Origin of the sequence: Klebsiella sp. K-3 (assembly GCF_051207495.1) — a bacterium.
In the GTDB taxonomy this organism is placed as follows: domain Bacteria; phylum Pseudomonadota; class Gammaproteobacteria; order Enterobacterales; family Enterobacteriaceae; genus Klebsiella; species Klebsiella aerogenes.
In genome coordinates, this window is record NZ_JBPNXF010000011.1 from 198,308 (window position 1) to 218,790 (window position 20,483).

The window sequence follows — 20,483 nt, forward strand, 5'->3', positions numbered from 1 at the left end:
CGGCGCATTCTGCGCTGGGGGCGGTTGGTCACCCGGCTTGGGCGTTTACGCCGCAAGCCGGGCGCCCCGCGACAGACCTGTGCTACTTCACTTCTCCCAGCGCGGTCTTATCAACATAAGGTTTCATTAGCGCGTCAGCTTCCTTCTGCGCCGCCTGTACCGCGGCTTCCGGCGTTACTTTGGCATCGTTGACCACCGCCGCCAGCTGGTTCTCCATCGCCTTACGCACGGCGACGGTCTCCCAGGTGGAGTACCACGGATGCGCGTACTTCAGCTGTTCAAGGGCGATCGCCGCCCGTGGATCCTGCTGCAGATATGCTTTCATCTCCGGCGTATCGTAAGAAGCCTTGCGCGGCGAGAAGTAGCCGGTAAAGCGGCTCCACGCGCCGTTCACCTGCGGGCTCACCAGATAAGTCAGGAACTGGTAGGCCGCTTTCTTCTGCGCGTCGTTGATGCCTTTAAAGCTCACCAGGCTGGCGCCGCCGATCGGCACCGCGCGCTGCTCTTTGGCTGGTAGCATGGCGACACCGAGTTCAAAATCTTTACTGTTCTCGCGCATAAAGCCCAGCGCGCCGGTGCTGAGCATCGCCATTCCGAGCTTGCCGGAGAAGAATGCGGCGCTGATCTGCTTCGAATTCAGTACCCCGGAAGGCATCACTTTGTCTTTGTAGATCAGATCCTGCCAGAAGCGCAGAGCGCCGATAGCGGTCGGCGAGTTGTAATAAACCTCACCCGGATAGTCTTCATTGAAATATTTACCGCCGTTGGCGCGCACCAGCGCCGAGAAGATCCAGCCGCCGTAGTCGTCGTTGGTCGACGGCAGCATGATCCCCCACTGGCCTTTGCTCTCGTCGGTCAGCTTTTTGGCATCGGCCAGCAGCTCGGCCCAGGTCTGCGGCGGCTGTGCGATCCCAGCCCGATCGAACAGCGTCTTGTTGTAGTAGAGGATCGGCGTCGAGTTATGGAATGGGATCGCATAGGTGGTGCCCATCACCTGGGCGTTCTTATGCATCGCTGGCCAGAACTCCTTTTGCAGAAAATCGCCGGCCTTTTGATCGCCATATTTAAACAGCTCATCCATCGGCAGGATCTCACCCTTCAGCGCCAGATCGGTGGTGAAGTTGGCGGACATGATCACCAGCGCCGGCGGTTGTCCGGCCTTCTGTGCGGATTCGGCTTTGATCTTGGTGGTGTCATAGTTGCCGGTGAAGATGCCGCGTACTTCGACATCCTGCTGCGAGTCGTTGAACGCTTTAATAACGCGGGTCATCTCCATCGTCAGCTTGCCGTCTACCGGGGCCGGAAACATAAAGTCTATTTTCTCTTTCGCCAGCGCCGCGCCGCTCAGAGCGAGGCTGAGCCCAACCGTCAGGGCGGTGAGGGGTTTAAACATGATTACACTCCATCAGTAAATTATGCTGGGTCTCAGCATGAAAAAGATGCACATCGGCAGGCGAGAAGCCGAGGATCAGCGATTCGCCTTTTTCCGGCACTGCGCCGCGGTGGCGACGGCTGAAGCGCAGGGTGCCGATCGGGGTGCTGACGTGGAGCAGATAATCGGCTCCCATCAGTTCTCGTTGCAGGACGGTGCCCGGCAGGCGCAGATGGCCTTGCTCCACGCGGTCGGTAATATGTTCCGGGCGAATGCCCAGCCAGACGCGGGTCTGGCTGCGGTGGCGCGACGGTAGCGGATGGCGTAGTTCGCCAAGCTGAACGTTACCGTCAACGCAGGGGAGCGATAGCAGATTCATTGCCGGCGAACCGATAAATCCAGCCACGAACAGATTGGCCGGGTTGGCATACAGATATTCTGGCCGCCCCACCTGCTGCACGTGGCCGCCGTTCATCACCACGATGCGGTCGGCCATCGACATCGCCTCGGTTTGATCGTGGGTGACGTAGACGGTACTGGTTTTTAACTGCTGGTGGAGGTCCATAATGCTGTCGCGGACTTCGCTGCGCAGGCGGGCGTCGAGGTTGGAAAGCGGTTCATCCATTAAGAACAGCCGCGGATTACGCACGATCGCCCGCGCCATCGCTACCCGCTGCCGTTGGCCGCCGGAGAGCTTCGCCGGTTTGCGATCGAGCAGCGCCTCCAACTGCAGCATCTGCGCGACTTTATCTACCCGCGGCTGCCAGCCGCTTTTCTCTTCCTTGCGTACCTTCATGCCGAAGGTGATGTTGTCGCGCACCGAAAGATGTGGAAACAGCGCATAGTTCTGGAAGATCATCGCAAAATTGCGTTCTCGCGGCGTGGTGTCGGTGATGTTCTCATCATGCAACCAGATTTCGCCTTCACTGGCCTGATCCAGCCCGGCAAGCAGGCGCAGTAGGGTGCTTTTACCGCAGCCGGAGGGGCCGACCAGCACCACAAATTCGCCTTCGTGAATATCAAGCGACAGCGCGCTGAGCGCGGGTTTACCGTCGAAATGTTTACTGATGTTTTGCAGACTGAGCATGGCGGTTAGCGCTCTTCCGTTGGACAACTGATGTTTTCGTCGTACAGCCACGGCCCGGCGTAGTGGGCCAGCGAGTGCTGGTAGCTTACCCACTGCTCGCCGACCTGGCGGTGCATCAGGCACGAAGCCGGCGAGAGATCGTAATACGGGCGAGTGTCTTCGTGGCAGTACGGTACCTGATGGACGGTGCCGGGGAGGGTGGAGATCAGCGCCTGGCGATACTGGGTCATGGTCAGGCTATGGTTATGGCCGCAGAAGATGCGCGTCAGCGACGGGAAACGCTCCACTAGCGCCAGCAGACGGTGGCCGTTTTCGCAGGCAATCGGGTCCATCTGCGCGTTGCCCAGCGGTAGCGGCGGGTGGTGCATAAACACCGTTGCTGGTTTGTCGCCGCCGTCGAACAGCTGCGCTTCCAGCCAGCTAATGGTCTCGTCGGTCAGCCAGCCTTTTGAAGTGCCGGCGCGGCTGGAGTCGATAAACAGCAGGCGGGTAGCGAAGTCGTCAACCGCATAGCGCATATTATTGGCATCGTTGCCGAGCTGCGGGCACAGCGGCTGCAGGTACTCCAGAAACAGCGCTTTATCATCGTGGTTGCCGGGGATGAGATACAGCGGATAGTTCAGGTTGCCGAGGATCCGGCGGGCGACCTGATACTCCTCCGGGCGGCCGCAGTTGACGATATCGCCGCTCACCACCACCGCATCCGGGCGTTCGCGCAGCGCGTTAAGTTGAGAAACCACATCAGCGTTGGCGGCATTGACGTCGATAAAACCGTATAGCTTTTCGCCGCGGCTGCGGAAATGGGTATCGGAAATGTGCGCTAACAGCATGAATAACTCCTTATTTGATCCCGGAGAAGCCGAAGCTTCGCAGGAACTGTTTCTGGAAAAGGATGAACGCCAGCATCAGCGGCAGGCAGACCATCAGCGTCCCGGCGCCGATGGTGCCCCACTGGCCGCCGGATTCAGCGCCCATGGCGAAAGAGACCAGCCCGACCGTCAGCACCTGCTTATCAGGATCGTTGAGCATCATCAGCGGCCACAGGTACTCGTTCCAGTGGTAGGTAATGCTGACGGTGGCGAAGGCCAGCACCGACGGCCAGGACATCGGCAGCAGTACGCGGAATAGCACCTGCCACCAGCGGCATCCCTCCATCAGCGCCGCCTCTTCCAGCTCTTTCGGGATGGCGAGGAACGCCTGGCGCATCAGAAACACGCCGAACGCCGAGGTGAAGTAGGGCATCATCACGCCGGTCAGAGTGTTGAGCAGGCCGAAGGTTTTCAGGGTCAGCATATTCGGCACCATCATCACCACCGGCATGATCATCAGCTGGACGAGAAACAGCAGAAATAGCGTTTTCTTGCCGCGAAATTCGTGGCAGGCGAAGACGTAGCCGGCGGTGGTGATGGTGAGTAGCTGCACGAAGAAAGTGCCGAAGGTAAAAATAAGGGTGTTGGCGTACAGGCTCAGCCAGTCGGCGCTGTCCCAGGCGTCGCGGAAGTTATCGAGAGTCAGCGGCAGGCGCGGCAGCAATGAGGCCATATCTTCGCCGAAGGTGGTGGCGCTGAACGAGGTCGCCAGCATCCAGATAAACGGGCTCACCCATAGCAGCGCCAGGCAGCACATGATTACCGTCAGGGTAAAGGGCTGCGAGCGACGCAGGCGCAACCACAGCGGACGCGCAGCGGCGGGCGAGCGGACCATCAGCGGTGAGATTTCAGCGCTCATAGTGGGCTCCTTTTTCCAGCAATTTCAGGTTAATCAGCGAGAAGGCAAACAGCCCGGCCAGCGTCAGGAAGGTGGCGGCGGAGGCTTTGCCGAGGTCGTGGGTATCCCACGCGAGATTCTGGATGTAATAGAGCAGCACGGTCGTGGCGTTATCCGGCCCGCCGCGCGTCATCACCGCGACGTGATCAATCTGGGTAATGGAGTAAATCAGCGCGGTGGTGATTACAAAGCTCAGCGTCGGGCGCAGCAGCGGCAGCGTCACTTTAAAAAATACCTGGGTGCGGGTGGCCCCTTCCATCAGCGCCGCTTCCCGCGTCGAGGCTGGAATGCTCTGCAATCCGGCGAGGAAAAACAGCATGTAATAACCGGCGAACTTCCATACGCCAATCAGCGCCAACGCCAGCAGCGCGCTGTTGCTGCGCCCCAGCCAGTTGTTGTTCAGCGGGCCAAATAGCTTCGCCAGATAGTGATCGAGGAGGCCGAGGCCGGGCATAAAGATAAACAGCCACAGCGCGGCGGCGCTAACCATCGGGATAATCATCGGGAAGAAAAAGGCGGTGCGCAGCCAGCGGTTGACGCGGTGATTCTCGCTCAGCGCCACCGCCAGCAGCAGAGCGAGCGTCACGCCAGGTACCACCGTCAGCAGGATATAGAGCAGGTTATTGACCAGCGATTGCCAGAACACGCCGTCGGCAAACAGGCGGGTGAAGTTATCCAGCCCGACGTACTGTGCGCCGTCGCTGGCCATGCGGGTATCAAACAGGCTGTCATAGACCGAACGGCCAAGCGGAAACCAGGTAAACAGCAGTAAAAACAATAGAGAAGGCGACAGTATCAGCCAGGGGAGCCAGCGCTTATTCATGGTGACGGGCGTCTCGTTCAGGCGTTTATGGAAGCCCGGATTGTGGGAAGCGATGACTACAGAGGAATGGCGGGGAGATGACGGTTTGATGAAGCAAGGAGAAAAGCGCCGGGCGAACGGGACGCCCGGCGATAAATACCAATCAGAAGTCGGCTTTTAATACCGCGCGATAGCGGGCTTTGCCTTCGCGCACGTGCTTCAGGGCTTCGTTAATTTGCGACATCGGGAACAGTTCGGTGGTTGGCGCCACTTTGCTACGCCCGGCGAATTTCATCAGCTTGCGCAGTTCGGACGGATTACCGGTCGCCGAGCCGGAGATGCTGCGGTCGCCGCCGATCAGAGTAAAGGCCGGAACCGGGAAAGGTTTCATCACCGCGCCGACGGTGTGGAAGTTGCCGCCGTAGGCCAGCGCCTGGAAGTACGGCTGCCAGTCGAGATCCACCGCCACGGTGTTGATGATCAGATCGAACTGACCGGCCAGCGCGGTTAACGCCTGCGGATCGCGGCTGTTCACTACGCGATCGGCGCCCATTGCCAGCACTTCCTGCTCTTTAGCCGGGTTGGAACTGAAAGCGGTCACTTCCGCCCCCATCGCCCGCAGCAGTTTAATCGCGATATGGCCGAGGCCGCCGATACCAATCACGCCGACGCGGCTGGTGGCGGTCACGCGGTGGGTCAGCAGCGGTTTGAAGACGGTGATGCCGCCGCACAGCATCGGGCCGGCGGAAGCCAGATCGATGCTCTCCGGCAGCGGGATCACCCATTGCCAGTCGGCGCGCAGCTTATCGGCGAAGCCGCCGCGGTTCATAATGGTCGGCACAGAGCCTTCCAGGCAGTTGATCTGATTGCCGCTGATACAGGCGTCGCAGTGGCCGCAGCTGCGAGCCGTCCAGCCGATACCGACCTTCTGACCAATCTTCAGCCCTTTATCCTGCGCCGCGCTGCCCAGCGCCGCCACCCGGCCAATCACCTCGTGACCGGCGACCAGCGGGTAGCTCGACATGCCCCATTCGTTGTCGATCATCGACAGGTCCGAATGACAAATCCCGCAGTACTCCACCTCGACTTCAACATCTTCCGGCAGCAGTTCGCCGGCATCGTACTCCCACAGCGACAGATCGGCGCCCGCTTCTTTGGCGGCGTAACTTTTAATGATGCTCATGTTTGTTTCCTTGGGGTTGGCGTAGTAACGAAGAAAGTGTAGAGCATGGCAACAGGCGTCGCTTGGCATTAGGAGGGGTGGATAAGCGGGCGGACCAGCCGCCCGGGAGACGGTCAGCGGCTGGCAAGCGGCCACTGATTGAGGCGGATACCGCGCTGCGGCGCGCTCTCGGCAAAATCATCCAGCACCGCCTGCACATCCGGGTCAAGATAGCCGACGTTATCGTGCTCGACGATCACCACGCTCTTTTCCGGAATTTTCGCCAGCAGCGCCAGCAGATGCGGATTGTGTAAAAAGGTCAGGTTCTGCTGGATGCGCAGCACGTAGTGGTCGTCGTAGCGCGCCAGCTGCAGCGAATGGCGATGGCTACGCCAGATGCTGAACGCCACCTGGGTGGCGAGGCCAATCCCGATCCCCGCCAGCATGCCGAAGCCGATAATCCCGCCAATGGTGGCAAGGAAAGGGACGTACTGCGCGGCGCTCTGGCGGAACTGTTCAATGAACAGCCGCGGCGTCGCCAGCTTATAGCCGGTGTACAGCAGCACGGCGGCGAGGCTGGCGAGTGGGATTAACGTCAGCAGGCCGCTAAACCACAGTCCGCAGATCAGTAGCAGCACGCCGTGGATAAAGATCGACAGTTTGCTCTGCGCGCCGTTGCTGACGTTGACCGAGCTGCGGACGATGACCGCGGTGATCGGCATCGCCCCGAGTACGCCGGAGAGCAGGTTGCCGACGCCCTGGGCGACCATTTCCCGGTTCGGCGAAGGCGGCGGATTTTGCGGACGCAGTTTTTTCAGCGCCTCCTGGCTGAGCAAGGTTTCGAGGCTGGCAACCAGCGCGAGGGTCAGTGCCACCACCCACACCGACGGATTACGCCACGCGCTCCACGCAGGAGACTCCAGCTCGCCCAGCAGATCGCCGAGGCTACCGAACTCCGGCAGGGTAATGCGCGGCAGGGAGGCAAGCTGCTGTGGCGCAGCCTGGGTCATTAATACGGTGGTGGCACAACCGAGCAGGACAGCGATCAGCGGGCCGGGGATCCAGCGCAGGCTCGTCACCCGGCGGATAAGCGGCGAACCCCACAGCCATAGCACCAGCAGGCCGCCCAGGGCGACGGCGATAGCGCTGAGGGAGAAGGTGGCGTTACCCTGCACGATATCAACGAGCCCGGTCTCTTCTGCGCTGCCAAGCGCGACGGGGATCTGCTGCATAATCAGCAGGATGCCGATCGCCGCCAGCATACCTTTGATGACGCTGGCGGGAACCAGCGAGATAAAGCGCCCGGCCCGCAGAATACCGAACAGCAGCTGCAGCACGCCGGCCAGCACCAGCGCCATCAGGAAGACGGAGAAGGAACCCAGGGATTCAATGGCGGCGGCGACGATGGTGACCAGTCCGGCGGCGGGGCCGCTGACGGCGAAGCGGGAGGGGCTGAGGGCGGTGACGACCAGGCCGCCGATGATACCGGTCAGCAGACCGACAAAGGGCGGTAAGCCGCTGGCCTGGGCGATGCCGAGGCACAGCGGCAGGGCGACAAGGAAGACGACAATGCCTGCGAGAGAGTCCTGACGAAGAGTATTCATGGGGCATGCTCCTGAGGTGAGAGGTGTTCGACGAGAGTGGTCAGATGGCCGGATGCCAGATCGTAGACGCAGCCGTGCAGGCTGAGCGGCCGTCCGCTGGCGAGCAGCGTCTGTACGGGTTCACAGTCAAGCAGGCGGCTGAACTGGGCGCGAACGTTGGCCTCCACCAGGGCGTTGAGCGCTTCGGCCGCGTCGGTGTCAGTGTCAGTGTCAGTGGGTGTCAGATTAGCGATATCACCCTGCAGGGTATCGCGCAGCGAGCCGATGCGGCGGGCCAGCGCCGAGGACTCTTTGGCCAGCGGCATCTCCGGCAACGAGAGCGCCGCCTGTACGCCGCCGCAGCCGTAGTGGCCGCAGAGCACCACCCGTTCGACCTCGAGATAGTGGAGGGCATATTGCAGTACGCTCATAAAGTTGTCGTCGGCGGGGTCAATCATGTTAGCGATATTACGGTGGACGAAGAGTTCGCCGGGATGGCTGCCGGTGAGCACTTCGGCGGGAACGCGGCTATCGGAGCAGCCAATCCACAGCGAATGTGGCCGCTGCCCGGCTACCAGTTTTTCAAAATATTCCGGGTCATGCTGGCACTTCTGCAGCGCCCAGCTGCGGTTACGCGCCAGTAAAGGTTTTAGGGTAGTCACAGTCTTTCTCCTGAGTAAATTCACCGAGTGAAGATGTCCATCGAGACTCGTACAGCGACTAGTAAAAATAGTATTTACCGGAACTTTCACGCCTGAGGAAAATCCTGGAATAAAGAGTGAAAACAAAACTTTTCATTAATGTAAAGTTATAAAAATATTGACGTAATTAATAAATTCTTAAGGATTGTGGTAATAAGAAAAAGCGATGGAGTAGTTTTTTATGGAATATATAAATCAATTACATTAATTATTCTGGAATCTTATATTGAGTGCCCAAGGAAGCGTAAATGCTTATGGTTGGCGGCGATAAAACGTTGGCGCGGTGAGGGTGTAATGTGAGATAGGTTTGAGAAAAATTGGAGCGGGATTGTGATGTGTTGGTCGTAGGGGCATGGAAGCGAAGGCCAGGAAGCCGGTTTGCTGCGCATTGATGGCTGAAAAATGTGACGCCACATCGCTCGTTTGTGGGATTACGCTGTTTTTTTCAACACTTAGCACTACTGATGCATGCTGTCGCTTGCATGGCGGCCAGCGGCAGGTATAATCCAAAACGTTTTCCGTATCCCTTCAGTGCCGAAGTGGCGAAATCGGTAGACGCAGTTGATTCAAAATCAACCGTAGAAATACGTGCCGGTTCGAGTCCGGCCTTCGGCACCATTAGTACTTCCAAGACCATCCGAGAAAGTCCAAATACCCCTTTAAAATCAATGCGTTCAGAGATTTGTTACGTCCTGCCTCGTCTGAGGTTGTCCGTTGAAATCCGGATGTCATTGGGGGCATAATTGGGGGCATCTTAACTTCGATTAGAAATGTGCCCCCAAATGAAGCTCAACGCCAAACAGGTAGAGACCGCAAAGCCAACAGACAAAACCTACAAAATGGCCGATGGCCGCGGTTTGTATCTCGAGGTTTCCGCCAAGGGTTCTAAATACTGGCGCATGAAATACCGACGTCCCTCTGACAAAAAAGAGGATCGCCTCGCTTTTGGTGTTTGGCCTACAGTGACGCTCGCGCAGGCAAGAGCAAAGCGAGATGAAGCTAAAAAGCTGTTAGTCCAGGGCATTGACCCTAAAGCCGAACAGAAAGAAGCTCGGGCTGAGAATTCGGGGGCATATACTTTCGAAACTATCGCTCGTGAATGGCATGACAGTAACAAGCGCTGGAGCGAAGACCATCGATCGCGCGTTCTTCGCTATCTTGAGCTTTACATTTTCCCTCATATCGGTTCGTCCGACATTCGCCAGCTCAAAACCAGACTATAAACGTGTTCACCGGATTTACTGCCTGCTGAAACTGAATTTTCGCCGCAAGGGAAAACAGCGGTTGCCTGTGCGTAATCCAGCACCACTGGCGACACCGCAAGCGTTAAACCAGAGCTGGTTCATCGATTTTATGCACGACGCGTTGGTCTGCGGCAGACGCTTCCGGACCTTTAATGTGGTGGATGATTTTAACCGTGAAGCACTGGCGATAGAAATCGACCTGAATATCCCGGCTCAGCGAGTCATCCGGGTACTGGACAGGATCGTGGCAAACCGCGGCTACCCTCTGAAAATGCGGATGGACAACGGGTCAGAACTGGTCTCGCTGGCGCTGGCACAATGGGCCGAAGAACACGGCGTGATGCTCGAATTTATCAAGCTGGGGAAGCCTACACAAAATGCTTTTATCGAACGGTTCAACCGGACATATCGGACAGAAATCCTGGATTTTTACCTGTTCAGAACACTGAATGAAGTACGGGAAATTACAGAGCGCTGGCTGATTGAATATAACAACGAGCGGCCTCATGAATCTATGAACAACCTGACGCCGGAAGAGTACCGGCTGATGGCAAAAAACGGGACTCTCAAAAAGTGCGTGGAACTAAAACAGGTGTGCTTACAGTAGAACAAAAAGAGCTATCTTGATGTATCGGCATCACTGAAGCATGTCACGTATCCTCCGCATCCAACCGACAACTTCTCCCTCAGGATCGCGCTCGTGTATACGGGCGGCAGTCATCAAAGGGAACGCCCGTTCTGCCAGGCGTGCTTTAGCAGGGTTATCTTTCATCACACCGTCTAAGCCCGCCGCAGCAAACATCTACCTTTTCTATCATTTAAATGCCTATTGATCGTTCTCATCTATGTCCGCACTCGTTATGATGGGAAGACTTGCTCCAATGATGTTTTTGAGAGCTGCTGCGTAATCAGCCGTAACAGCAATAGTTTCCAAAGGTTACTACGCAAACAGGTCAATGAATTATAAAGAATGATGGAGAGAAAGCCATGGCATTACTTGAATATATCAGTGATGAAGATCTTTTTAGCGAAGTTGAAACCTTATTAACTAAAGCTAAAAAGAAAAAAGACTCCGCTGAGAAGACTTTTAACAGCAATGTGATTGACCCTTTTGGCGCGCTTTTTGAAGCTCCGGGTTTCTCATCCCATGAAGAGTGGCGAAACTCCGAACTTGCACGGCAACGTCAGAAGACCATTCAGAATCATGTTGGTACATTTCACCAAAAAATCCTCGGCCATGTTGATGGATGGCAGGACATGGGAATTGGGGGCATCGTTGATCTCCTCAACGAAGAGAGAAGAATCATTGCAGAGGTGAAGAATAAATACTCAACGGTTACTGGCGGGGACTTAGCTGATAAGTATAAAGGCTTAGATGAACTGGTATCACCTAAACATAGCCGTTTTAAGGATTACTGCGCTTACTTTGTTAATATAATCCCTCGCAAACCTGTCAGGTCTGACATCCCTTTTACCCCCTCCAATAAAGGTAGCGGTACTCTATGCCCTTCGAATCCTAACATTCGAATCATTGATGGTGCGAGCTTCTATGAACTAGTAACGGGCAGACCGGATGCTCTGCAAGAACTTTATAGTGTTCTTCCTCACGCAATTGAGTATGTTTTGAACGAGCGTCTTGGGCAGAAAGGCTTCTCCATCCCTGATAAAGATTCTTTTATTAAGTATTTTGGTCTCGCTTACGGCTGATAACCATGATCAATGTTTGACAACGCCAGTGTAAACCCATACAGTAGTAACCATGACTAATGTTGGCATGGTTACTAAGTATGTTAAAGGAAGAGTTTTCACTTTCAGAAGTAGCAGACATTTTGGGTGTGTCAAAAGAAACTTTAAGGCGTTGGGACACTGCTGGAAAATTAGTTTCTCAACGAAATGACGAGAACAACTATCGTTTTTATAGAAAAGATCAACTTAAACATTTTGAGCAGGCTCAGTTTTTATTTAAAAGCCAGTGGTCTGATGAGTCTAAAGCCTGCAATAATAATTATACTGTATTAGAATTATTTGCTGGCGCAGGAGGTATGGCTTTAGGTTTGGAAAAAGCAGGTTTAAAATCTGTTTTACTAAATGAAATTGATTCCCATGCTTGTAAGACGCTACGGATAAATAGACCTGAATGGAATGTGGTTGAAGGTGATGTGAGTCAAGTAGATTTCACCCCTTATAGGGATACCGTTGACGTACTGGCTGGCGGTTTCCCTTGCCAAGCATTCTCTTATGCAGGCAAAAAACTTGGTTTTGAAGATACACGAGGTACCCTTTTCTTTGAGTTCGCTAGAGCCGTTAAAGAAATCAATCCGAAAGTTCTTTTAGCAGAGAATGTACGTGGATTGCTAAACCATGATGATGGGCGAACTTTAGATACAATAAAAAATATTATCACAGACTTGGGCTACACTTTATTTGAGCCAAGAGTGCTTAAGGCTATTTTCTATAAAGTGCCACAAAAACGCGAGCGTTTGATTATAGTGGCTGTAAGAAATGATCTTGCTAATGACATAGATTATGAGTGGCCTTCATCTTACAATAAAATCTTAACTCTTAAAGATGCCTTAAAAAAGGGAGAGCTGTACGATACCGACGTGCCAGAATCTGATGGGCAAAAATACCCTAAAAGAAAAGCCGAGATTCTAAGCATGGTTCCTCCGGGTGGGTACTGGAGAGACCTTCCAGAAGATATCCAAAAAGAATACATGCTCAAGAGTTTTTACTTAGGCGGTGGTAAAACTGGTATGGCTCGTCGCTTGTCTTGGGATGAACCAAGCCTCACTTTAACATGTGCCCCAGCACAGAAACAAACAGAGCGTTGCCACCCGGAAGAAACACGACCATTAACAGTGCGTGAGTACGCAAGAATACAGACCTTCCCTGATGACTGGGTATTTGAAGGTCCAATGTCAGCGAAATATAAGCAAATAGGGAATGCTGTTCCTGTTAATCTGTCATTTGCCATTGGTAAATCCGTTGTACATCTTTTAGAAAAAATAAATAAAAAATAACCATGCAGGGTAGGCTTCATAGTCTACCCTTATATTCTTACCTTATACTGGATTCATTAGATTTATTCCTGAATTGTTCTTGCGATAGATTTCCGAAATAAATTTATAATGTTAGCGCACCAAGTGCTTCAATAATTATCATCGGCTGTTAACGCTGACCCCAACAGTAGAAAGTGTGGTCGCTTTACCGGATGAAGAGGCACAACTGGCGTTTGTAACAGGATTCCGCGATGTGATGCTTTTGAAAAACATCCTCGAAAGCTTTTCCAATTTTAACGATGCAGCTAAAATATTGTCGAACTAGACGCAGGCAGACTTTACGAGTAAATACTTTGATATCCAAGACAAGGTAAAAAGCACTCCAGCAAAGAGAAAGTCTATATTCTTTAAGACGTGGATTTCTAAATCTCGTTGATTCATCGCGATGAAATTAACGTTAGCTATATACTGAGGCTGCTGGCTGGCATTCAATCAATCATCGGGTTATTGAGTTTTGCATAATCAAACGGGCTAATTGTTTCCTCTCGGTTAGCATCAAGAAAGTCAGCCCACCATTGCAGCATCAACTTGCGTTCATCTAGATTTTCCGCTTTATGAATATATGCTGCGCGTACCGAGTTACGTTCCATATGACTCATCTGCCTGACCTGCCCCCAGTATAAGATACAACCATCAGTTAGTAACGTCGGTTTGTTTACCTTCACATTTTCCATTCCGCCACCGTGCTGCAAACTCTGATGGCGTCTGATAATTCAGTGCTGAATGTGGACGACATTCGTTATAATCCTGCCGCCAGTCATTAATGACTTTCCTTGCGTGAACGATATCACTGAACCAGTGCTCATTCAGACATTCATCGCGAAATCGCCCGTTAAAGCTCTCAATAAATCCGTTCTGCGTTGGCTTGCCCGGCTGGATTAAGCGCAGCTCAACACCATGCTCAAAAGCCCATTGATCCAGTGCGCGGCAGGTGAACTCCGACCCCTGGTCAGTTCTTATCGTCGCCGGATAGCCTCGAAACAGTGCAATGCTTTCCAGAATACGCGTGACCTGAACGCCTGAAATCCCGAATGCGATGGTAATCGTCAGGCATTCCTTCGTGAAGTCGTTCACACAGGTCAGGCACTTGATCCTGCGAACGGTGGCGAGCGCGTCCATGACAAAATCCATCGACCAGGTCAGGTTGGGCGCCGCCGGGCGGAGCAGAGGCAGACGTTCTGTTGCCGGCCCTTTACGACGCCGTCTGCGTTTTACGCCCAGCTCTCTCAGATGATAAAGGCGGTACACGCGCTTGTAATTAACATGAAGACCCTCACGGCGCGGTAACTGCCAGATGCGGCGGTAACTAAAACGCCTTCGCTCCAGTGCCAGCTCAGTGATGCGCCCTGATAAATGCGCATCAGCCGTCGTACGCTGAGCCTCATAGCGACAGGTCGACAGGGACAAGCCTATAAGCATGCAGGCACGACGTTGCGACAGACCGGTCGCATCACACATCAATACCACTGCTTCCCGCTTCTGGTCTGTCGTCAGTACTTTCGCCCCAGAGCCACCTGAAGTGGCTCCTTATCCAGCATGGCTTCGGCAAGCAGCTTCTTGAGTCTGGCGTTCTCTTCCTCAAGCGACTTCAGGCGCTTAACCTCAGGCACCTCCATACCGCCATACTTCTTACGCCAGGTATAATAGGTGGCGTCGGAAATGGCGTACTTGCGGCAGAGCTCACGGGCAGAAACCCCTGCTTCAGCTTCGCGGAGGATACTGATGATCTGTTCGTCGGAAAAACGCTTCTTCATGGGGATGTCCTCATGTGGCTTATGAAGACATTACTAACATCGCGGTGTATTAATCAATGGGGAGCAGGTTAGCTCAGGCGGCAAAAACCATCAACAGCAAAGCAGCGGGTCGGCTTCTGGCCGCAGGCGGTATTTACAACGGTAATGTTGAGGGGTTCAGAAAGACCGCAGAGCAGCTCGGCGGGGGTGCTCCGTCAGGTTACGATCAGGTAATGGATAACAAAGGGTTACTCATCACCGGTGCGTCAGTTGCAGCGGCACTTAGCATCGGAAGATTAACCCCAGTAAATGAAATAGAAACACTATCCAATCTGTCTAAAACGCCTAAACCATCGCCTTCAACGTTGGTTAGTTTCGAGTCACGACAGCTACAGAAAAAGTTCAAACATGCTGTTGATTTCAACGTTTCCGGCAATCCAAATGCAGAAGGATTAAAATCATTTGAACAGGCGTTAAAAAGTCATATAGACGATCCGTTAACCAATAGAATTACAGGTAAATATCGATGGAATCAGGATGTCTATCACTACTACAATCCAGAAACCAAACTAAATATTATGACAAAAACAGATGGCAACTTCATTTCCGGATGGAAGCTGTCAGATACTCAATCAACCGACCTAATAGGTAATGGCAATGTCTTTTAATCAAAATGAATCGGCGATTTTGGATCTTATTGACGCATTTACGTGCGGTAACATTGCTGCATCGGATTTTGAACAAGAATACTCCGCCGCATGGCGAACTTACAGGGATTCAACTGATACAAAAAAAGCCGATATAGCTACCCAGAAGTTTTTTGACTCAGTTTTCTCATTAGTCGATTCTTACTGTTCAGATCCCGAGTTAATCGACGAAGATGATTTAAACGAGGATGAATTGCTAAGTGAGGTATCACGCCTTAAAGCCACTTGGGAAAACGCCATACTCGCTTGACATAATTCATAATGATAACAGAGACATACTCATTAACTACTACAGAACTCAATGTCTTGAAAGTCATGGCAGAAAAAGACATCGACTGGACATGGATGATACTGGATCGCACCCTTGCTACAAGGGGAATTCCCAGGTTTAGCAATGTTGTGAACATAGTAACCAACTTGATGAATGAAGGGATGGTCGATGCTGTTTATAACGAAAACTCATCGAGACTACGTTATCGCGTATCAGAGCAAGGTCATCAGTTGTTGGGACAAATTGACGAGGTTACAAGGGATTACGATATCTCATGATTTTTTGCAACGCGCGGCTCCTTGAGTAAGGTAAAACGTCACTGTAGCGCCTATGTAACTTAATCCTCTTCCCACTACCCATAATCCCGGTACAGCCAATACCCGCCAACCAGCACCACAACATTCAGCACGATGCTAATAATGAAATATGTCCTGAATGGCTGCTTCTGGGTTTTGTGGCGAAAACACTGCTGCCCGGCAATCGCGCCCGGCCATCCGCCAAGCAGGCCGAAGGCCAGCAGGGTGGATTCCGGGATCCGGCCCCAGGCTTTACGGGCGGCTAATTTGTCGATGCCGTAGATAAGCCAGGTCAGCACGTTCGCCAGCAGGAACCACATGGCGATGGAATAGGGCAGTAACACGCTGCCGACGGCGGCAAGGGCCAGCAGGAAGTAACAAAAATAACCGAGCTTCATACGATATCAACAGCGCTTAGCAGTGGCAGAGACGGCAACTATACCTGGTTTGCTGGCTGGCGGTAAGACGCCGATTGTTACTCGCGACAGGTCGACAACTTTACCCCTTGCTCCTTACCGGCAACCCATTTCCCGCGCCAACCTCCCGGGCTGCTTTTTTAAGGTTGCGGCAACGGCCGCCGGCAATGCCGGCCACAGCGTCAAATGCGGACTGGTGCGGCGTTCAATCTCCGCCACCGTCACCTGATGGTCGCAAAAATTAGCATCGCGCGGTGTCGCCTGGTCCAGCACAAATGCCGCGTACTGGCCGCTCTGCAGACCATCATTGAGGAAAATAATCTTCCAGTAGCCGCTGGGGATCTCCACGCCCGGCGCGGCGGGCAGGGTGGCGATATGCCGCTCGAACAGCGGGCCGGTAACCGCATAAACCGCTGTCACCTCCGGGCGCTCTGCTAACGCGCGCTCTGCGTCTTCCAGCCGAGCCCATGCCCCCTGATTCAGCGCCGCTTCCTGCGGAGTGATATTCGACAGATAGTTCAGCGTAGGCCAGTCCGCCGCGCCGCCGAGGCTCGCCAGCGGCGCCTGATGGCCGCGATCGACCGCCAGTAAAGTATTAGCCCGGCGATAGTCGGCGGGCGCCAGGGTATCGGCAGCGGGGAGATCGGGGTCCTGTTTCCACACTCTCTTACGGTTGCTTGCCTCGCTGGCGCGGGTGATTTTATACGCTACCCAGTTGGCCAGCTTACGGTGAGGGTTGTTGTTCAGGGTGTAGGCCGCGCGGAAGAGCGTCTGTTGGCTGCCGCCGGTCGGGCAGCCAACTTCGCAATTATCCACCTTTACTGTCGCGGCATGGCAGGGGGATATCGTGCTCAGGGGGGAAAGTAATAACAGCAAAAATAAACAAGGTGGAAAAGGATTCAGTTTCATCGATAGCGCTCATTGAATTAAGGCCCACCTTTTTTCCACGTGATAAATACGCAGCCAGGGAGAGCAGGAAAATCAATGAAGCTAAAGGGGATAACGAGGAGTGAAGGCCGATTGGCGCAGAGGATGAGATAATATGAGAACGGGTGAGGGTTAAATGAGGTAATTGCTTGTGGGGCTAATAATAAAAAAGCCCGCCGGTGAAATACCAACGGGCTTGTCTTTATTTATTCTCCGCGTTTGCCCCGATGCCGATACAGCCACATCAGCTTATATGCCGCCGGAATGATAAATTGCGACAGCAGCGGCGCGGTGATCATCCCGCCAATCATCGGCGCGGCGATACGGCTCATCACTTCTGACCCGGCGCCGGTGCCCCATAAAATCGGCAGCAGGCCGGCGATAATCACCGCCACGGTCATCGCCTTTGGCCGCACGCGCAGCACCGCGCCCTGATACAGCGCCTCGTCGAGCTTATCGGCGCTGAAGGTCTGCGGGTTCTCCAGCGATGGCTCCGCCTCGATGGCGTGGCGCAGATACATCAGCATCACCACGCCAAACTCCGCCGCCACCCCGGCCAGGGCGATAAAGCCGGTACCGGTAGCCACCGACAAATGGAACCCCATCCAGTAGAGGAACCAGATCCCGCCGACGAGGGCGAACGGCACGCTGGTGATAATCAGCAGCGCCTCGCCGAAGCGGCGGAACGCCAGGTACAGCAGCACGAAGATAATCATTAGCGTCATCGGCACCATCAGCTTCAGCTTCTGATTGGCGCGCTCCAGCAGCTCAAACTGCCCGGAGTAGGAGACGCTGATGCCCGGCTTCAGCTTCACCTCTTTGCCGATGGCCTGCTGCAGATCGCGCACCACCGACACCATGTCGCGGTCGCGAGCGTCGATGTAGATCCAACTGGTCGGGCGGGCGTTCTCGGTCTTCAGCATCGATGGCCCGGTAACGACCTTAACCTCGGCGACGTCGCCGAGCACGATCTGCTGCTTCAGCGGCGTGAGGATCGGCAACTGGCGGAGGGTCTCCGGGCTATCGCGATAGCTCTGCGGGTAGCGGATGTTGATCGGATATCGCTCGACGCCCTCTACCGTTTCGCCGACCATCGCGCCGCCGATGGCGGACGAAACAAACAACTGCACGTCGCCGACGGTCATGCCGTAGCGGGCCGCCTTCTCACGATGAATATCAATGTTGAGGTAGCGCCCGCCGACCAGCCGCTCGGCTAATGCCGAAGTAACTCCCGGCACGGTGCGCGCCACCACTTCAATTTGTTCGGCGATGGCGTCGATATCGGCCAGGTTAGTGCCGGAAACTTTAATGCCGATCGGGCTCTTGATGCCGGTGGAGAGCATGTCGATGCGGTTGCGGATCGGCGGCACCCACAGGTTCGCCAGCCCCGGCAGACGCACGGTTTTATCCAGCTCCTCGACGATCTTCTCCATGGTCATCCCCGGTCGCCACTGGTCCTGTGGCTTAAGCTGAATCGTGGTCTCTACCATCTCCAGCGGCGCCGAGTCGGTGGCGGTTTCGGCCTTGCCGGTTTTGCCGAACACCCGCGCCACTTCCGGCACCGTCATGATCAGCTTATCGGTCTTTTGCAGCATATCCGCCGCCTGCGCAGCGGAGATCCCCGGCAGCGTTGACGGCATATACAGCAGATCGCCCTCGTTGATCTGCGGCAGAAACTCGCCGCCGACCCGGTTAAGCGGCCAAATCACCGTCAGGATCGACAGAAGCGCAATCAGCAGGGTAGTCTTCGGCCAGTGCAGTACCTTCAGCAGCAGCGGGTGATAAATGCGGATCAAAAAGCGGTTCAGCGGGTTGCTGTTCTCCGCAGGGATCTTGCCGCGGATCCAGAAGCCCATCAGGATCGGGATCACCACGATCGCCAGCAGCGCCGCCCCGGCCATCGACCAGGTTTTGGTGAAGGCCAGCGGGCCGAACAGTTTGCCCTCCTGGCCTTCGAGGGTGAAAATCGGGATAAACGACAGAGTAATGATCAGCAGGCTGATAAACAGCGCGGGGCCGACCTCCACCGACGCATCGGTAATGATTTTCCAGCGGATGTCGTTGCCGAGCTTCTCTCCCGGGTGCTGATGTTCCCACTCCTCCAGCCGCTTATGGGCGTTCTCTATCATCACGATGGCGGCATCGACCATCGCCCCCACCGCAATGGCGATCCCGCCCAGCGACATGATGTTGGCGTTGAGCCCCTGGAAATGCATCATGATAAAGGCGAAACACAGGCCGAGCGGCAGCGAAATAATCGCCACCAGCGCCGAGCGCACGTGCCACAAGAACAGAGCGCAGACCAGCGCGACAACGATAAACTCTTCCAGCAGCTTGTAGCTGAGATTGTCGATGGCGCGGTCGATAAGCTGGCTGCGGTCGTAGGTGGTGACCACTTCAACCCCTTCCGGCAGGCTGCTTTGCAGCGACGCCAGCTTCTCTTTGACCGCAGAAATTACCTCGCGGGCGTTCTTGCCGGAGCGCAGGATCACCACGCCGCCGGCCACTTCGCCCTCGCCGTTAAGCTCGGCGATACCGCGGCGCATCTCCGGGCCAATCTGCACCCGCGCGACGTCGCCGAGATAGACCGGCACGCCGTTGTCACCGGTTTTCAGCACGATATTTTTGAAGTCGTCGAGCGTCTGCAGGTAGCCGCTGGCGCGCACCATATATTCGGCTTCCGCCAGTTCGACGGAAGAGCCGCCGGCTTCTTGGTTAGAGGCATCCAGCGCCGATTTCACCTCGCCGAGGCTGATGCCGTACTGGGTCAGCTTCATTGGGTCGACGACAATCTGATACTCCTTGACCACGCCGCCTACCGAAGCCACTTCCGAGACGTTAGGAATGGTTTTCAGCTCATATTTTAAGAACCAGTCTTGCAACGAGCGCAGTTCGGCGAGGTCATGTTTGCCGCTGCGGTCGACCAGCGCGTACTCGAAGACCCAGCCAACGCCGGTGGCGTCCGGGCCCATTTCGGCGCTGACCCCGGCGGGCAGTTTGCCCTGCACCTGGTTGAGATACTCCAGCACCCGCGAGCGCGCCCAGTAAGGATCGGTGCCGTCTTCAAAAATCACGTACACGTAGGAGTCGCCAAACTGCGAGAAGCCGCGCACCGTTTTGGCGCCAGGAACTGACAGCATGGTGGTGGTCAGCGGCCAGGTGACCTGGTTTTCAACGATCTGCGGCGCCTGCCCAGGATAGCTGGTTTTGACGATTACCTGTACGTCGGAGAGGTCCGGCAGGGCGTCTACCGGGGTATGGACGATAGTCCAGGTCCCCCAGATGCTGAGAAACAGCGCCGCCATCATCACCAGGAAACGGTTGGCCACCGAGCGGCGGATAATCCATTCAATCAT

General features: G+C 54.8%; 18 protein-coding genes, 1 tRNA gene and 4 pseudogenes. 10 read left to right on the plus strand and 13 right to left on the minus strand.

Annotated elements, in window-relative coordinates; genetic code table 11:
* Nucleotides 1-82: 82 nt before the first annotated feature.
* The 8 genes from ACSEMK_RS19335 to ACSEMK_RS19370 form a co-directional block, all read right to left on the minus strand.
* Nucleotides 83-1,393 carry an ABC transporter substrate-binding protein gene (locus ACSEMK_RS19335; protein ID WP_430915315.1) on the minus strand — a complete coding sequence of 437 codons (1,311 nt, stop codon included), beginning with the start codon at nt 1,391-1,393 and terminating at the stop codon, nt 83-85.
* Complete coding sequence (locus ACSEMK_RS19340; protein ID WP_430915314.1) at nt 1,386-2,459, minus strand: ABC transporter ATP-binding protein; 1,074 nt, start codon at nt 2,457-2,459, stop codon at nt 1,386-1,388. Before ACSEMK_RS19340 ends, ACSEMK_RS19335 begins: the two co-directional genes overlap by 8 nt.
* 5 nt (nt 2,460-2,464) lie before the next feature.
* Entirely contained in the window at nt 2,465-3,289 is an 825-nt protein-coding gene (locus ACSEMK_RS19345) for a phosphodiesterase (protein WP_430915313.1), read from the minus strand.
* A 10-nt stretch (nt 3,290-3,299) separates the two neighbouring features.
* Complete coding sequence (locus ACSEMK_RS19350; RefSeq protein ID WP_046654732.1) at nt 3,300-4,187, minus strand: carbohydrate ABC transporter permease; 888 nt, start codon at nt 4,185-4,187, stop codon at nt 3,300-3,302.
* Nucleotides 4,177-5,049, minus strand: coding sequence for a carbohydrate ABC transporter permease (locus tag ACSEMK_RS19355; protein ID WP_113374809.1), 873 nt, complete (start codon nt 5,047-5,049; stop codon nt 4,177-4,179). Before ACSEMK_RS19355 ends, ACSEMK_RS19350 begins: the two co-directional genes overlap by 11 nt.
* A gap of 142 nt (nt 5,050-5,191) precedes the next feature.
* Complete coding sequence (gene ahr, locus ACSEMK_RS19360; RefSeq protein WP_213794703.1) at nt 5,192-6,211, minus strand: NADPH-dependent aldehyde reductase Ahr; 1,020 nt, start codon at nt 6,209-6,211, stop codon at nt 5,192-5,194.
* 113 nt (nt 6,212-6,324) lie between these two features.
* A complete protein-coding gene (locus ACSEMK_RS19365) occupies nt 6,325-7,794 on the minus strand; it encodes a SulP family inorganic anion transporter (RefSeq protein ID WP_435336626.1) in 1,470 nt (489 codons plus the stop codon).
* Entirely contained in the window at nt 7,791-8,435 is a 645-nt protein-coding gene (locus tag ACSEMK_RS19370; protein WP_430915311.1) for a carbonic anhydrase, read from the minus strand. Before ACSEMK_RS19370 ends, ACSEMK_RS19365 begins: the two co-directional genes overlap by 4 nt.
* 572 nt (nt 8,436-9,007) lie before the next feature.
* On the opposite strand from ACSEMK_RS19370, the gene ACSEMK_RS19375 reads away from it, so the two are divergent.
* The 6 genes and pseudogenes from ACSEMK_RS19375 to ACSEMK_RS19400 all read left to right on the plus strand — a co-directional run bounded on the left by ACSEMK_RS19375 (nt 9,008) and on the right by ACSEMK_RS19400 (nt 13,042).
* Nucleotides 9,008-9,092: transfer RNA gene (locus ACSEMK_RS19375), tRNA-Leu, on the plus strand.
* 164 nt (nt 9,093-9,256) lie between these two features.
* Nucleotides 9,257-9,688, plus strand: a pseudogene (locus ACSEMK_RS19380) (tyrosine-type recombinase/integrase); the annotation flags it as partial.
* 1 nt (nt 9,689) lies between these two features.
* A pseudogene (locus tag ACSEMK_RS19385) lies at nt 9,690-10,305 on the plus strand (IS3 family transposase); the annotation flags it as partial.
* A 400-nt stretch (nt 10,306-10,705) separates the two neighbouring features.
* A complete protein-coding gene (locus ACSEMK_RS19390) occupies nt 10,706-11,425 on the plus strand; it encodes an Eco47II family restriction endonuclease (RefSeq protein WP_430915310.1) in 720 nt (239 codons plus the stop codon).
* A gap of 80 nt (nt 11,426-11,505) precedes the next feature.
* Nucleotides 11,506-12,738, plus strand: coding sequence for a DNA (cytosine-5-)-methyltransferase (gene dcm / locus ACSEMK_RS19395; protein ID WP_430915309.1), 1,233 nt, complete (start codon nt 11,506-11,508; stop codon nt 12,736-12,738).
* Between the two features lie 175 nt (nt 12,739-12,913).
* Nucleotides 12,914-13,042 (plus strand): type I restriction endonuclease subunit R, EcoR124 family, encoded by a 129-nt coding sequence (locus tag ACSEMK_RS19400; RefSeq protein WP_430915308.1) that lies wholly within the window; start codon nt 12,914-12,916, stop codon nt 13,040-13,042.
* A 163-nt stretch (nt 13,043-13,205) separates the two neighbouring features.
* On the opposite strand, the pseudogene ACSEMK_RS19405 reads toward ACSEMK_RS19400, so the two are convergent.
* Nucleotides 13,206-13,382: pseudogene (locus tag ACSEMK_RS19405) on the minus strand (integrase); the annotation flags it as partial.
* Between the two features lie 28 nt (nt 13,383-13,410).
* Nucleotides 13,411-14,531, minus strand: a protein-coding gene (locus tag ACSEMK_RS19410; protein WP_430915307.1) for an IS3 family transposase whose coding sequence is annotated in 2 segments (ribosomal slippage) — nt 13,411-14,273 and nt 14,273-14,531 — 1,122 coding nt in all. Because the reading frame shifts where the segments join, the coding sequence is not laid out codon by codon here.
* A gap of 71 nt (nt 14,532-14,602) precedes the next feature.
* On the opposite strand from ACSEMK_RS19410, the pseudogene ACSEMK_RS19415 reads away from it, so the two are divergent.
* The 4 genes and pseudogenes from ACSEMK_RS19415 to ACSEMK_RS19430 all read left to right on the plus strand — a co-directional run.
* A pseudogene (locus tag ACSEMK_RS19415) lies at nt 14,603-14,857 on the plus strand (DUF6883 domain-containing protein); the annotation flags it as partial.
* 18 nt (nt 14,858-14,875) lie between these two features.
* Nucleotides 14,876-15,178, plus strand: a complete 303-nt coding sequence (locus tag ACSEMK_RS19420; RefSeq protein WP_430915359.1) for a colicin D domain-containing protein — start codon at nt 14,876-14,878, stop codon at nt 15,176-15,178.
* Nucleotides 15,168-15,467 (plus strand): colicin immunity domain-containing protein, encoded by a 300-nt coding sequence (locus ACSEMK_RS19425; RefSeq protein WP_163312590.1) that lies wholly within the window; start codon nt 15,168-15,170, stop codon nt 15,465-15,467. The genes ACSEMK_RS19420 and ACSEMK_RS19425 overlap by 11 nt, the downstream gene beginning before the upstream one ends.
* An 11-nt stretch (nt 15,468-15,478) precedes the next feature.
* Nucleotides 15,479-15,766, plus strand: a complete 288-nt coding sequence (locus tag ACSEMK_RS19430) for a MarR family transcriptional regulator (protein ID WP_430915306.1) — start codon at nt 15,479-15,481, stop codon at nt 15,764-15,766.
* A gap of 74 nt (nt 15,767-15,840) precedes the next feature.
* Here ACSEMK_RS19430 and ACSEMK_RS19435 read toward each other — a convergent pair whose 3' ends face one another.
* The 3 genes from ACSEMK_RS19435 to ACSEMK_RS19445 all read right to left on the minus strand — a co-directional run bounded on the left by ACSEMK_RS19435 (nt 15,841) and on the right by ACSEMK_RS19445 (nt 20,483).
* Nucleotides 15,841-16,182: a DUF1294 domain-containing protein gene (locus tag ACSEMK_RS19435; RefSeq protein ID WP_430915305.1), complete on the minus strand. Its 342-nt coding sequence runs from the start codon at nt 16,180-16,182 to the stop codon at nt 15,841-15,843.
* Between the two features lie 114 nt (nt 16,183-16,296).
* The gene (locus ACSEMK_RS19440) at nt 16,297-17,016 is read right to left on the minus strand and encodes a DNA/RNA non-specific endonuclease (RefSeq protein WP_435336627.1); all 720 of its coding nucleotides are present in this window, start codon (nt 17,014-17,016) and stop codon (nt 16,297-16,299) included.
* A 317-nt stretch (nt 17,017-17,333) separates the two neighbouring features.
* Nucleotides 17,334-20,483: a CusA/CzcA family heavy metal efflux RND transporter gene (locus ACSEMK_RS19445; RefSeq protein WP_435336628.1), complete on the minus strand. Its 3,150-nt coding sequence runs from the start codon at nt 20,481-20,483 to the stop codon at nt 17,334-17,336.